Origin of the sequence: Kitasatospora sp. NPDC091257 (assembly GCF_044757675.1) — a bacterium.
Classification (GTDB): domain Bacteria; phylum Actinomycetota; class Actinomycetes; order Streptomycetales; family Streptomycetaceae; genus Kitasatospora; species Kitasatospora lactacystinica.
In genome coordinates this window covers 20,040-34,135 of sequence record NZ_JBIVVI010000002.1, presented here as the reverse complement: position 1 = coordinate 34,135, position 14,096 = coordinate 20,040, and the positions used below count along the sequence as shown (strand labels likewise).

At 69.5% G+C, this 14,096-nt stretch carries 7 protein-coding genes and 1 pseudogene; 2 read left to right on the top strand and 6 right to left on the bottom strand.

Annotated features, from left to right (window positions below):
* The 6 genes and pseudogenes from ACIQOV_RS00255 to ACIQOV_RS00230 form a co-directional block, all read right to left on the bottom strand.
* Window positions 1-1,190: pseudogene (locus ACIQOV_RS00255) on the bottom strand (hypothetical protein); the annotation flags it as partial.
* 75 nt (window positions 1,191-1,265) lie between these two features.
* Complete coding sequence (locus tag ACIQOV_RS00250) at window positions 1,266-3,422, bottom strand: DEAD/DEAH box helicase (RefSeq protein ID WP_401043153.1); 2,157 nt, start codon at window positions 3,420-3,422, stop codon at window positions 1,266-1,268.
* Window positions 3,422-4,729 carry a BREX system ATP-binding protein BrxD gene (gene brxD / locus ACIQOV_RS00245; RefSeq protein WP_401043152.1) on the bottom strand — a complete coding sequence of 436 codons (1,308 nt, stop codon included), beginning with the start codon at window positions 4,727-4,729 and terminating at the stop codon, window positions 3,422-3,424. Before brxD ends, ACIQOV_RS00250 begins: the two co-directional genes overlap by 1 nt.
* 105 nt (window positions 4,730-4,834) lie before the next feature.
* Window positions 4,835-7,726 carry a BREX-2 system phosphatase PglZ gene (gene pglZ / locus ACIQOV_RS00240; protein ID WP_401043150.1) on the bottom strand — a complete coding sequence of 964 codons (2,892 nt, stop codon included), beginning with the start codon at window positions 7,724-7,726 and terminating at the stop codon, window positions 4,835-4,837.
* Window positions 7,723-11,640 carry a phage resistance protein gene (locus tag ACIQOV_RS00235; RefSeq protein WP_401043148.1) on the bottom strand — a complete coding sequence of 1,306 codons (3,918 nt, stop codon included), beginning with the start codon at window positions 11,638-11,640 and terminating at the stop codon, window positions 7,723-7,725. Before ACIQOV_RS00235 ends, pglZ begins: the two co-directional genes overlap by 4 nt.
* A gap of 616 nt (window positions 11,641-12,256) precedes the next feature.
* On the bottom strand, window positions 12,257-12,697 hold the full coding sequence (locus tag ACIQOV_RS00230; RefSeq protein ID WP_401043146.1) for an ATP-binding protein: 441 nt from the start codon (window positions 12,695-12,697) through the stop codon (window positions 12,257-12,259).
* 259 nt (window positions 12,698-12,956) lie between these two features.
* Here ACIQOV_RS00230 and ACIQOV_RS00225 point away from each other — a divergent pair, with 259 nt between their 5' ends.
* Both ACIQOV_RS00225 and ACIQOV_RS00220 read left to right on the top strand, forming a co-directional pair.
* The gene (locus ACIQOV_RS00225) at window positions 12,957-13,838 is read left to right on the top strand and encodes a helix-turn-helix domain-containing protein (protein ID WP_401043144.1); all 882 of its coding nucleotides are present in this window, start codon (window positions 12,957-12,959) and stop codon (window positions 13,836-13,838) included.
* The gene (locus ACIQOV_RS00220) at window positions 13,835-14,065 is read left to right on the top strand and encodes a DUF397 domain-containing protein (protein WP_401043142.1); all 231 of its coding nucleotides are present in this window, start codon (window positions 13,835-13,837) and stop codon (window positions 14,063-14,065) included. Before ACIQOV_RS00225 ends, ACIQOV_RS00220 begins: the two co-directional genes overlap by 4 nt.
* Window positions 14,066-14,096 lie beyond the last annotated feature (31 nt).

The following is a 14,096-nucleotide window of genomic DNA, read 5'->3' as shown; positions in this document are numbered from 1 at the left end:
GGGGCAGGGGCCGTCGTCGTGCGCTCGCCCTCCGAGGAGTCCGCGAGACCGTCGGCCGTGGTGTACCCGGTCATTCCCAGACGGTCGAGCAGCGACTGCAGGTCGATGTCCTGGAGGTAGCGGTTCCGCAGGAGCAGCATCGCCTCGAGCCGGGTGAGGGGCCCCTGTAGGAGCTCGGCGACCTCCGCAGACAGGCCGGCCTCTGGCTGGCTGTCATTGAGAACCTTGACCGAGGGCATTGAACTCGCCTCTTCGTCGAGCCCGCGGACCTCCCAGAGGCCGCTTCCCCGAAGGTGCCAGAACGGATACTCGGGTGTGACCTTGGAGCTGGGCAGTCCGTACTCGGACAGCAGCGGACCGACCTCGGATTGGAACGTCGTCCAAGGCGCCAACCGTGACTCACCTGCAGCAATCCGGGCGATCGCCCAGAGCAGCGTGAGTGGCTGGTGTCGGCTCGGTTGCCCGCTGGCGGTGTTGCGATGAGTCCTGAGCGTTTCGAATCGGGTGAGCAACTCTGCCTTCGTCATCCGAGCGGTGCGGGATGGCGAAGGCCGCGCGGACCCTTGGGGCAGCTGCGACTGACAGCCGGCGGCTGTCAGTTGGTGGGCAACGTGTGCATATTCATCGGCCGATCGGAGCGTGAGCATGCGCAGCGGACGCGGAACCTGGAGCTCGGCCAGTATGTCCAGAGCAGGGATCGGTTGGGCGAATTCCTCGAATTCATCGAGTGCCATGATGTGTGACCACGTACTGCCCTCCTTGTCGCTTCCCCAGACGGCGTGGGCTATGGCCGAGCTGGTGAGGAGCTGAACGACCTTCGCACGTGCGATGAAGCAGTTCCCCGTATAGAAGAAGACGTGGTCGCCGACCCGCCGGTCACGCAGAGCCCGGACCTTCTCGTTGTTGGCCTGTGACGTCGGCGTTGAGCCCCACAAGCGGGCAATCCCTTCCGGGTACAGGCCGGCGAGCACGTCAGCTTCTGAGCCGACCGAGTTCTGCAGATCAGAGACTCGGATGCCTGCGCGCACGGACTTGGCGAAATGCTGCGGGCCTCCGTCCCTGGTGCCTCGAGGCTGGAGGATCAGCTGTGGCCTCTCGGAAGCATGGACTGCTTCCTCTGCGGCCTCGGAGAGGAGGCCCGGTCGGGTGGCCGGACGTGTTCCTGCATGCGTCAGATCGGCAAGGCTCATGCCGAGAGAATAGTAGGAAAATCCGACAATGGCTTCTGAGTTGATCGGTCAAAGGTGGAGCTGTGATGACGTACTTCAGGGCTGGATGACGTGCAGTCGTACAGGTTCGGAGAGCGCTGCAGAAGCACCCGGAAAGTCGGCCAGGCGCGCGGCGACCGTAGCCATTGCGAGTCGTTCGGGCAGTGCGGTGGAGAATTTCAGCCCTTTGACAGCGCGCCGGTCGACGTCCGGGAAGACGAGGAGGTCGCCGGCACCGGTACGAGCGCTTTGCCACATCGGGGCCGTCAAGTCCTCGCGAAGCCGCACGTAGCAGTCCGTAGGGCGCTGAACCGGGTCTGCAACGGACGACAAGGTGGCGGCGAGCGTGACGTTGGCCCGGTAGCCGGCCCACGTCCACCACCGTACGTCGTTGCCGGAGCGCGTGATCAGTGTCCCGGCGGGGTGCACGCTGTCGGGGGCCTCGTCCTCACGCAGTTGCCGGAGGCGGGCTTGTGCCCGCCGGGTGAGCGAGACCGGTGGATCGGCGCCCAGTAGAACGTCGCGCATGGACCGGGTCAGTTCGTACGACAGGCCAGCGATGCCGGTGCCGGACCACTTGGCGATGCCGCCACCGTCGGCAGGCTCGACGAAGGCCCGACGCCTGGACCAGTCGATGAAGGTCACCTGCCAGCTCCGCCCGCCGAGGAGAAGCCGGCGGGGCCCAGGCCGCTCCTCGGTGAGAACGGTGGGATCGGTCTGCCCGATCTCGGTGCGTCCCGACAACACGGTGAACTGGGGCGGCGCTGTGAAGGACGCGGTCAGCTCGATGAAGTGGCGGCGGCCGAAGCGCTGTTCCGCCTCGGGACCGATGAAGAGGAGCCCATTGTCGTCGTCGAGGAAGCCTTCGCCCACCAGGTGCCGCAGGATCGGTTCACCGGAGCGGTCGAAGGGCGCCAGGCCGTTCCATTCCGAGCTCCACAGAAGGTTGCCCAGACTGTGCTCCTGCAGGGTCACGGCGAGGATCTGCTGGGCGACCAGGTGTCGGGGCTCGGGCGGCGGTGTGACGGCCTCGACCCAGCCGCGTCCCCACAGCAGCAGCAGGCCCGCGGCCTGAAGCAAGGTCTCTTCCTCGGTGGCCAGGAACAGGCAGTTGCGCACACTGCCGGCCCGTCGGCCGGTGCGGCCGATCCGCTGGAGGAAGGAGGCGACCGTGCGAGGTGCGTCGATCTGGATGACGCGATCCAAGTCCCCCACGTCGATGCCGAGTTCAAGCGTGGAGGTGGATACGATCACGCAGTCGCGGGCCTCGGCGAAGGCCTGCTCGGAGCGGGCTCGTTCCTCGGCGGACAGGGAGGCGTGAGAGAGGAAGGTGGTGACCTCACGAGCCCGCAGGGCGGCACCGAGCTGCTCGACCTGCCGGCGGGAGTCGCAGAAGACGAGGCGCTTCTCGCCGCGGTGCAGTGATGCGATCAGCTTCGCCGCGTTCTCCAGCGAGCCGACGTAGTCGAGTTCCACCTCGCCGGGCGGCGAGGCACCGGTGGAGGCGGCGGTGAGATCGGGGGCGACGACCTGTCCCGTGCGGGAGTTCGCGCCCGAGCCCTGCAACCAGGTCAGCAGTTGCTGCGGGTTACCCACCGTCGCCGACAGGCCGATGCGCTGGATCGGACGGCCGGTGACGCGTTCGAGCCGCTCCAGAACGGCGAGGAGGTGCCAGCCACGATCGTCCCCCGCGAAGGCGTGCACCTCGTCCACGACGACTGCGCGAATGGAGGAGAGGAGCTGGGCATGGTCGGTCTTGATCCCGATGAGCATGGCCTCGAGCGACTCGGGAGTGGTGAGGAGGACATCGGGCGGATCGGTTCGGATCCGTTTCCGCTGTGACTCCGTGGTGTCGCCGTGCCACAGTGCGGCCCGTCTGCCGAGCCACTGGGCGTACGAATCGACACGGGTGACCAGGTTGTTGAGCAACGCCTTGAGCGGGCACAGGTAGAGCACCGAGATGCCGGTCCAGCGGTGCTCGGCCATCGCGGACAGCATGGGGAAGCAGGCTGCCTCGGTCTTGCCGCCGGCGGTCGGCGCGAGCAGGACGGCGTCGTGGCCGTCCATGAGCGGCGCGATCGCGGCGCGTTGCAGCGGACGGAGGTCGGGCCAGCCCAGGGTGTTCACGATGTGGTGCAGGACCACCGGGTCGAGGCGGTCGAGCGGGTTCGCCGGGTCCTCGCCGTTCGGCTCGCGTTGCTCGGAACTGGTCATCACAGATCCAGGTCGATGTCGTCCGCCGATCCGGCGGCGGCCAGGTTCCGCTCCGTGGCAGTGAGTTCCTGGGGGGAGACGGTCAGCCGGTAGTGCTGCCGCGGATCGAAGTCGTCGAACTGGTCGATCCGATCCAGAACATCACCCACCAGCTTCTTCAGGAAGAGCCTAGGAGCGACACCCACCTTGCCGCCCAGCGCGCCGCCGACCGCGTCGGCCAGGTCGGCGATGTAGCGGTCGTCCGCGAGCGTCTTGATCCGGTCGGCGGATCCCGCACCATCGGCGTAGAGATCACGGATCGTCACCCCGAGGCCGATGAGCGAGTCCCGGGTGAATCCGGGAAGACGGAGCTGGACGGCGCGGGGGTTGTCGAACCTCGGGTCGGTGGTGAAATCGGTGGCGAGGCGCTGGGCGAGCGGGGCGAGACGCTGCACCCCCTGCTGACCGTCGTAGAAGGCCGGCGTACCGGTGATCACCAGGTAGAGGCCGGGGAAGCGGCCCGAGTGCACCTCGTCGATCAGTTGGCGCAGCGCGTTGAGCGCCTTGTCACGGGCGTCGGAGCGGACCCGCTGGAGCGTCTCGACCTCGTCGAGGACGAGGAAGAGCCCCGCGTGCCCGGAATCCCGGAGCACGGTGAGCAACCCCTGGACGAACCCGAGGGCTCCGAAGTGGTCCAGATCACCGCGCACGCCGGCGGATCGTCGGGCCGCGGCGGCGACGTTCGGCTGCCCGCCGAGCCATGCGAGGACCGCCGCAGCAGTGGTCTCGTCGCCCGCCGTGAGGGCGGCCCGGTAGCCGCGCAGAGCGGCCGCGAACGACGGGGCGTGCCGGGACACCTCGCTGAGCCGGGCGGCGAGCAGCCGCTCCACCTCCTCGGGGAGTTGCTCCTCGGAACAGCCCGCGGCGAGGGCATCCTCCTCGAGGGCGTAGAACCAGGCGTCCACCACCGGCCGCAGCGCGCTCGGCGGGAAGCTCGAGGTGCCGAGCCGTTCCGTCAGCCGCCGGTACACGGTCTCCAGCTTGTGCAGCGGCGTCTCGGTCTCCGAGACCTGGATCTCGGCGACGGCGAAGTTCCGGCGCTTGGCGCGCTCGCCGAGCCACCGGGTGAAGAACGTCTTGCCCGACCCGTACTCGCCCCGGACGGCCTTGAAGACCGACGAGCCGGAGACGACGGCGTCCAACTCCGCATCGAGCGCGGATTCGAACCGTCCCAGCCCCGTGGCGAGCAGATCGAGCCCGTTCTCGGGCACCGCACCGCGGCGCAACGCGTCGATGACGTCGCGGCGGCGGGCTGCACTGACGGTCACGGATCGGGAGGTTCCTTCGGCACTCACGCGCAAAGTCTCCCATCCACCAGGTGGGTGTGATCACTGCTGTCCGGGCACCGGGACCGATCGGGTCCCGGTGCCGGTTCAGCGCAGGTCGAACTGAATGCGCAGAAGATCCGTGTCGAGCCGCAGGGTACGCCCGTCCGGGAGGGTCTCCAGCACCTGGATGCTGTCGTAGTTGAGCAACTGCCGCAGCACGGCGGCGAAACCGTCGGCACGGACGGCGAGCTCGCCGATCCGCTGGGCCAGGGCAGTCACGGGCAGCGTGCCGCCCGCGTCCAACAGCGCCCGCAGAGCCTTCTCGACCTTGACCAGATCGGGTTTGCGCGCAAGGAGATCCACCTGGTCCTGGAAGGTCTGCGAGCCCAGCAGCCTGGAGACCAGGGCGTCCTGGGGAGAGACCAGCGTGGGCGTCAGCAGCGCGTCGGCGTCCTCCGCGGCAGGCTCGATCGTGACCTCGAAGAGAGCCTCGTGGCCCGGTGCCGCCGGCTTGGGCGGTCGAGTCGCCTTGGCGGGCTTCTTCGGGACGACCACCGGGACCGGCTCCGGCGGGGGGACACCGGGGGTGAGAGCCCACCAGGTGGGCTCGGGGCTGCCGAGTTCGCGCCAGCCCTTGGGCGGAGCGGCCCCGAACGGAAGGAGGGCGAGCACCGGGATGGCGACCTCCGCCAGCGAAGCTCCACCGTGATACCCCGCCTTGAGGGCCGTGTAGCGGGAGTCGGCGTCCCACAGCGCGACGATCTCGTTGCCGGTCTGCGGGGAGACGACGCGCGGCCCTACGAGGGTGATCTCGGTGTCCCCGAGGGACCCACCGGGGGCACGGTGCCGGGCGGACAGCGGAGTCTCCCGATCCACCTTGACCCCACCGCGGTCGACGACGTGTCCATGGTCGCTGGTGATGACGACCGCACGCCCCTGGGCGGCGGCGACCCGCAGGAGATCCTGCAGACCCCCTATCTGGGACAGCAGCCAGGAGCCGTCGCCGTGCTTCTGCTCCTTGGCGAGCCGGTCGTCGACGGTGTTCAGCACGACCGCTACGTGAGTGTCGCCGGCCAGTGCTTCGGAGAGCTCGGGGCCGAAGACCGCGCCACCGGTCTCGCTACGGAGGTCGTCCTTGTGGAAGACCGCCACCTTCTCACTGCCCCAGAACCGGTGGGTGGGGACGATGCGCTTCTCGTCGGCCTGCGTGCCCGTCATGAGGCGCGCGGCAAAGAGGGAGGTCCGGGACACGGCCGTCACGGTCGGCAGGGCGGCGGCGACCGCGCGGCGCTCCGGGGAACGCGGCATATCCGAGGAGGCCGCGCTCCCGGTGGCCCGGGGCATCGGATCGTACTCGGCCCACTGCTCGCGCAGTTCCGTACCGAGCTCGGAAGCTATGGCGGCGCTCATCCCGTCGACGACCACGAGCAGCACGCGGCGCTCGCCGGCCTTCACCACGGGAGCGACGACCTTCTGCAGGAAGGTCTCCACCGTGAGCATGGGGCTCTTTGGGTCCGCCCCCGCTGCCGTCCACGTGGCCAGAGCCTGCACGAAGTTGCGGTCGATCTCCCGCCGTTTGGCTCGGACCGAGGAACAGAGCCGGTCGTAGGAGGACGCCAGCACCTCGTCGGCGTCCCCGCCGGCCTCGATGTGTTCCAGCGCCAGGTCGACCCAGCCGGTCTGGTTGGCGTGGCGGTTGACTCCGGCCGCCACGTGCGGGACCTCGGTCGACGGATCGGTGGCCAGCCACTGCGCGAGCCGCTGCGCCATCCGCGCCCGCTCGGCCCTGGCCCGGGAGGCCTGGCCCAGGGCGAGACGGTGCTCGCTCACCGCCAGCACCGTCTCCGCGACCTTCGACAGGTCGCCGGCATCGAGGGCCCTGCCGACCGCGGCGAACCGGGCCTCGAGGCCCGCCGCCAGAACCGGGCTCGCCTCGGCCGCGAGGCGTGCACCGAACTGATCGACCAGCGACTCCGCCCGGTTCAGGACGGCCCCGGTCACCTTCCGGGCGTCGGCCGCCTCGTCGTCCTCGGACCCCGGTCGGCCGATCAGCAGGAGGACGGAGACGAACTCCTCACAGCTGCGCCCGAAGGCCGTCGCCAGCGCGTCCAGAGCCTCGCCATGGGCCGGCGGCTCCTCACCGAACCACCGCTCGGCACGTCCGCGCGCCCGGTAGTCGTCGGCCGTCGCCGAGGCCGCGTCCGCGTGCACCCACAGGGCCGCGCAGACCAGGCCGAACGCGACCGCGTCCGGGCCGTGTTCGGCGGCGACCAGAGCCAGCAGGGCCTTGCCGGTCAGGCCGGCCTGGTCCTCCTCGGCCAGGAACGAGGCCAGCCCGGCCCGCTCGGGCGCGCGCAGGGCGAGGAAGCGGTCCGGCCCGCCGGGCGTCAGCGACCAGCGCAGCAGAGCGGGCACATCCAGACCGGAGCCGGCCGATCCCGACTGCTCCGCCCGGTCGGGGTCGAAGCGGCCGATGCCGAGCCGCCGCAGTGCGAGGGAAGCGAGGGCGCCGGGACGGGCCAGCACTCCGCCGCCCAGCTGAGGCCAGCCGGCCGGCGGGGTGGCGTCGAGCAGCGACTCGGCGGCCCAGTTGTCCTTGAGGAGCCGGTTGTCGGCGCTGGCCGCGCCGAAGGCCTGCCGGACCACGTCCCAGGTGTCGACGGCGTTGACCCGCTCCCGGTGCACCCGGGCCAGCAGGTCCGGGCCCAGCTCCGACTCCTCCCGGTCGGTCAGCACGACCAGGACCTCCGGGCCCGATGCACCGGGGGCAAGGTGGGCCAGGACCAGCTCGTAGACGGCGAGCGGAGAGGGCGCGGCCGCGACCCGGGCCTGACGCCGTTCACCCCAGCCGAGTTCGGCAGCACCGTCCCACTCGGGGGCGGCGCGCAGCAGGACGGCCTTGCGCCGGCCGCTGGCGAGCCCCCGCTGTGAGGCCAGGTACTGGGTGACGGTGCCCGGGTTCAGCCGGACCGCGCTGGTGGTGACCGGAGTGCTCATTCGACCACCTTCCAGCTGATCTCGACGGTGGCGTTCGGCTCCCTGGCAGCCAGCTCCTCCAGGTCGGCACGCAGCTCGGCGATGGCACGGGCCGCGGTGGTCCGGCCACCGCCGGAGCGGCGGACGGGACGGCGGGCGGTGGGTTCGGTGGGCACGCGCGGGTCGCTGGTGCGGGTGTTGAGGTCGGTATCGTCGGCCCCGGGAGCGGGCTCCGGCGGGGTCACCGGAGCGACGGGCGGCGGGGGAGTGACAGCGGCCTGGCTGCGGTCGATGACCTCGACGATGGCGCGCCGGGCGTCCTTCAGGGCCTGCGGAAGGTCGGTCGTGACCTCCCGGGCGATTCCGCGCAGTTCCTCCAGGACGGCCTGGCCGGCGGGCCCGTAGTTGGGCGCGAGCTTGAGCATGTCCCAGGCGGCGCCGGCCAGCGCTGAGGCGACGGCCTCGGCCTGCTTAATCGACCTGCCGTAACGCTCGGCCGACACGGCACCCAGGTCGAAGGCGGCGAAAGCACCGATGACCTGCTTGGCGGCACCCGAAGTGGCCGCCGGGCCCTTGTCGGCGGCGATGATCGCGTCGAGCAGGTCGAGCGAGCGCCGGGCCAGGGCGAGCCGGCCCGTGCCGTCCGTGTCGTCCAGGCCGAGCAGCGTGGCGCGCTTGTCGAGCTGCTGGACGAGGCTGGTGGCGTGCGGCTGGTACGTGCGTGCGGCGGCCACGATGTCGGCGGCGAAGCGGCTAGCGATCCGGCTGCGGCGCAGGGTCGGCGGCTTGGTGCCGAGGATGTGCTGGAAACGGTGGCCGGCCTCCTCCCAGCTCGCCTCGTCGGGCAGCGGCTGGGTGCGCAGTGCGTCCCCCGACTTGATTGCGGACGGCTCGGGCGCGGGGTCGAGCAGGCCGCCGCCGCGCACCCAGACCCGGTCGTCGAGTTCGGCGAACGAGGCGATGACCAGGTTGGCCAGGAACGGGTCCAGGCCCATCGGCTCGGGCCGATCCAGCCAGTCGGTGAGGCGTACCACGGTCAGGTCGCCGGTGACGCCCTCCGTCTTGGCTTCCCGGCGGAAGTGGTCGGGCCAGCGGGTGGAGAGCTCGAAGTACGCCTCCTTCTGCTGCCCGAGGCCGAGTTCACCGGCGACCCGCTTCATGATCGGACGGTCCTTGGCCGGGATCTCGACGCGCCGGTCGCTGGCCTCGCCGGCCGCCCGGATGTGGGCGAAGACGATCTTGGCATCGGCTGGCTTGACGACGGTGCCGGGGGCCTCGCGGTCGAAGAGGGGGTGAGCGGGGTACTGGTGGGCGAGCAGCTTGCCGGCCACGTGCCGGGCGGCGTCGTGCAGCGACTGGCCGATGCCCGGGCGCAGATCGGGGACGTCCGGGAGCGGCTCGAAGTGGTCGTCGAAGCCGAGTTCGACGTCGGAGCTCTTCTTCTCGGACAGCCCGTACGCCTGCTTGAGAGCGGCCTTGACGGTCTTGGTCAGCGACTCGCGCTGGCCTTCCAGGAGCGCCTTGGCGCGGGCCCGGTTGTCGGCGTTCAGGTGCCCGGCGTACTGGGTGTCGAAGCGGCGCTGGTCGCTGAGGGCGTAGTCGATGGTGACCAGGCGGCGGAAGTCCTGGAAGCGCGCGGTCGACAGGTGGGTGGGGAGCCAGGCGACGGTTCGCGGACGGTTCTCGCCGGCCTGCACGCGCAGCTCGCGGATCCGGTTGGCGTCGTCGACCGGCCCGTACTCGCTCTCGTCGAAGGGTAGATCGATGACGAAGCGCCAGTTGTTCTCGTAGCTGGGGCTGAACTCGTGGTCGGGCATGGTGTCGCGGTCGGCGACGTTGCCGAAGACGACCTCCACCGAGCGGTTGGAGCCGCGCCAGACGAACTTCAGCTCGTCGGCGTCGAGACGGCCGTCGTGGGTCTCTACGCCCAGCTCCTCGGCGAGGAGACGGCGGGCGAGGACGCGGCGGTTGCCCGGGTTGTCGTTGACGTTGGCGTTGGCGATGACGGAGTCGACGTCCACGCCGGCGAGTTCGAGCCGGACACCCGGGTTGACCTGGGTACCGGTCTCCTTGATCTCGGCGAACCGGGAGGCCCAGTCGGCGACCTTCGACTTGATCACGCCCACCTCGGCGCCAGGAATCGGCGAGACGACCGAGCCGTGGTTGAGCGCACCGAGCCGGCGGATCGTCAGATCGCGCAGGGCGGGCACGCTGGGTGCGAGGGCGGACAGCAGCAGGGTGCAGATCAGCCGGTTGTCGCCGGTGAAGTTGCGGCAGCGCTGGGCGAGTTGGGCATCGGTGATGGTGTCCGGGTGGTTGCGGTATCGCTCGATGTCCTCCTCGGTGACCTCGCTGGTGTCGAGGAGATACGGGCGGAGCTTGGTGCGGTAGAGCTTGTCAGCGGCCTGGAACTCGGCCTTCAGGCTGTCGACGAACGGCTTGTCGCCGCCGTCGGCGATCACCGGGTAGAGGTCACCGAGCGGGATCAACTGCTCGAGCCGGGCGTCGTTGCGGTGATCGGCGAGGAGTTGGCCCATCAGCTTCAGACCGGTACGGGAGCGCTGGAGAGCCGAGGAGATGTGGACGAGGGTGTCCATGAAGGCGGGGGAGAAGGGGTAGGTGAGGCGGAAGGACGCTTCGTCCGCCCCGGTGGTGCCCTCCTCTGAGCCGAGCAGCACGTCCCAGACCTGGTGACCGCCGGTGCGCTTGGCCTTGGCGAAGGCTGCGTCTAGCTTCTCGCGGGCCTCGTCATCCTTCGGCGTGAGCAGGCGGGCGTGGGCGATCTGGGGGAGGTTGCGGTCCTCCAGGGTGATCTTGTCGAACCGGCCGGAGGCGAGGTTCAGGCTGTCCTGGATGGCGGTCTCGCCCGCGCCGGACACCTCCTCGCCGACCAGCTCGCGCAGGTCGCGCTGGCGGGCGATGAAGGACACGATGGGGATGGCGCGGCGGGAGTCGGCGCCCTCCACGAAGTTGGTGATCTTGTCGGCCTCGCGGGAGACGAACTTCTGGTCGTGGATGCGGTTGGCGAGCCAGAGGATCAGCTCGTCCATGAAGAGGATCAGGCCGTCGTAGCCGAGCGACTTCGCGTGGGCGGCGATGACGGAGAGGCCGGCGTCGAGGGAGATGAAGCCGAACTCGTCCTCCTTCGCGTTCTGTGCGAACCCGGGGAACCAGCCCGCGATGGCCTCGTGGACGAGCTTCGCGCGCAGCTCGGCGGGGGTGGTCGGGCTGACAAGGTTCATCTTCTTCTCGGAGTCGTCCGAGATGTCTTGCTGCTCTGCTGTGAGCGCGGAATCGAGCAGGGCCGGCGTCCAGGCGAAGCCCTCGCCCCAGTCGTCGTCCTCGTCGATGTCGGCGCCGTTGTCGCCGGCCAGGCCCGCGATGAACTGCTCGTCGCCGACCTTGGCGCGCAGGCGCTGGACGTCTTCGAAGAGCGCGTCCGTGCGGTAGACCTGCGGGGTCGGTGCATCCGGGTGGAGCGCCTTGACGTGGGAGACGTAGCCGCCGAGGACGCGCTGCTCCAGGGACTTCGCGCCGAGCATGTGGTACGGCACGAGCAGGAATTTCTTGCGCTCGGCGCTCAGCCACTCGTGCTTGGCCAGGGTGGGGTCGAACTCGGTGCGGGAGAGTGCCGCCTGGTTGCCTCGGAGGAGGGCGTGCAGGACGGCCATGAAGTGCGACTTACCGGAACCGAAGGAGCCGTGGAGGTAGGCGGCCTTGGAGGTGTGACCGTCGAGGGCGGCCTTGATCAGGCCGAGGGCCTCGTCGAAGTTCTCGAGGAGGCGGTCGGTGAGGACGTAGTCCTTGAGAGCGGCGGCGGCGCCCTCGTCGGTGACCGCCTCGGCGAGCTTCAGGACGAAGTCGGAGGTGGAGATGGACGGCTTGATGTCGATGACATCGCGGAGGAGGGGCGGCTGGGCCGGTGTCGAGGCCATGGTCTGCTTTCGTCCGTTCCGTCGTCATCGTCGTCGTCCTGCGGTGCGTCGCCGGCGTGGGGCTCTGCCGGCCGTTCGCAGCCGCACGGGGGCGGTGGGGAGCGGCGGAAGGTCCTCGGCGGTTGCGCCGGCGACGATCAGCCATGGTATGACGGCGGCACGACGCAGTGCTACCAGGTCGGGCTGGGTGGCGGGGCTGGTGGCGCCGGGCGGCGAGGTGGCTTGGTCGCCTGTGGGCAACTGCACTTCCTCGCCGTGGTGCCGACATGGACGGGCTATTCCTGGGCGGGCGGCGGTTCGGCGGGGCGGATGTGTGTGGAGTGCAGCCGGCCGTTCATTCGGAAGGAGAAGTCGAACCTGCCGCCACGCCTGATCGACTCGGCGGCGAAGCTGACTGCGCCGGGACGGGAGAGGGCGTACCCCAAGGTGGCAGCCTGAGCCTCGCCCAACGGGAGGAGCTGAAGGGAGCGCCAGAGGGCGGCCAGGGCCTCCGGGAGCCGGGGGAAGGTCGCAGGGGCGCAGAAGCCCTCGACCACCACGGGTTGGGCCCCGCTTTCGTGGAGCGCTGGGTGATCGCGCAGCGGGCAGCACTGGCCGCAGGGTCGGTCGCCGGCGCTCATCGGGGGTCCCGCCCTCCGGGTGCGACGGTGGCCCAGACGACCTTGCCGATTCCGCCCTCACGCGGGCACCAGCCCCAGGCGATCGACAGCTCCTCGACCAGCCGGAGTCCGCGGCCGTTCTCGTCGTCCAGGGAGGCGGCTCGGAGGGCGGGGCGGGTGTGGCCGGCGTCGTGCACCTCGAGGCGAAGGTGGTCGGGCTTCTGCTCGAACCGGATCAGGAGGAGGCGGCCGGGCGCCGTACGGGAGTGCTGCACGGCGTTGTTGACCAGCTCGGTGAGGACGGACTCGGCGGCGTCGAGGTAGCGCTCGCCGGAGGCGTGGAGGGCGAGGAACTCCCGGAGCAGTCGGCGAGCGGTGCTCCCGGACTTCGGGTGGCGCGACAGCCAGCACGAGTACTCGTCGGCGGCGGTGGGCGGGATCTTCAGGGCAGCGGGCATGGCGATGTCCCCTCCGGAGCGTGGATGGTTTCGACGTGATCCAGGCGGTTGACAGCCCTGGCGACGGCCGCAAGGAGGCATGGGAGTGCCCGGTGACGAGCCGCCATGATCACGTTGTGTCGTACGACTGGCTACGCCAAGTAGCATGCACTCGTTTCATGATCGTATGCAACGTTGCGTGAGGAAACGATGACTGATGATCTTTGTTGCTCGGATTGCCAGTTGGAGAGCAGACTGACTGTCACTCAAGGGAGGTCGTATGGAAGGGGAGAAGGCGCCCAATGCCCCATCGACGGTGCTTGGTCGTCAGCTCGGCGATGAGCTGCGCACAATGCGCGAACGGGCCGGCCTGACGACCGCCGACGTAGCGGCCGAGCTGGACTGCACCAAGGGCAAGATCTCTCGGATCGAGAACGGTCGATCCCCTGTTCGCGCGCCGGATCTCGTCGCGATGCTTCGCCTCTACGGCACTGGTGACGCGGCGACTACGGAACGACTGACCGAACTGGCGCGCACAGCGAACAAGCGGCGCAGGAGCGGTTGGTGGAACGAGTACGGCGATGTTCTCGCCGACACTTACCGGGACTTCATCGCGCTTGAGGCAGTCGCCTCATCGGTGCGTACGTTCCAGAGCCAGACCATCCCGGCGCTGCTTCAAACCCGCGACTACGCGCGGGCATTGTCGGTTGCCAGTCGGCGATGGAAGCAGCCGGAGGAGATCGAGCAGTTCGTCTCGGTTCGCCTCACTCGCCAGAACCGCCTGACCGAGGACGAGCCGCTCTCCATCTGGGCTGTGTTGGCGGAGGGCGCACTTCGCCAGCAGGTCGGTGGCCCTTCCGTCATGCGTGACCAACTGGCGCACCTTGCTACGGCGGCGGCGATGCCCAATGTGACGGTGCAAGTCGTTCCCTTTCGCACTGGTGCGCACGCGAGCATGGCTGGGCCATATGTGATCCTCGGGTTCCCGTCGGTCAGTGCGCTGGATGTGGTCCTGGTGGACAACCCGTCCGGCTCGATGTGGCTGGAGCGAGCACCCGAGGTCGAGGTGTACGTGGACCTGTGGGACGACGTCCGTACGAAGGCGCTGTCCCCGATGGAATCCCTGGAATTGATCAACTCGATCAAGGAGAACGGCATATGAGCTCGACGTCTGATGCTGTGGCCGTGGATCTGTCGGCTGCCGTGTGGAGGAAGAGCACGTACAGCGGGCCTGACAACGAGTGTGTCGAGGTGGCTGGCGGTGTGCCCGGTCTGATGCCAGTCCGTGACTCCAAGGAGCCGCAAGGGCCGATGCTGGTCTTTCCGGCTGGGGCATGGTCGGCGTTCGTTGCCGGGGTCAAGACTGGGGAGTTCTCCGTCGACTGCTGAGTTGGTCCTGCTGCGCAAGAGCCTCCGGCCG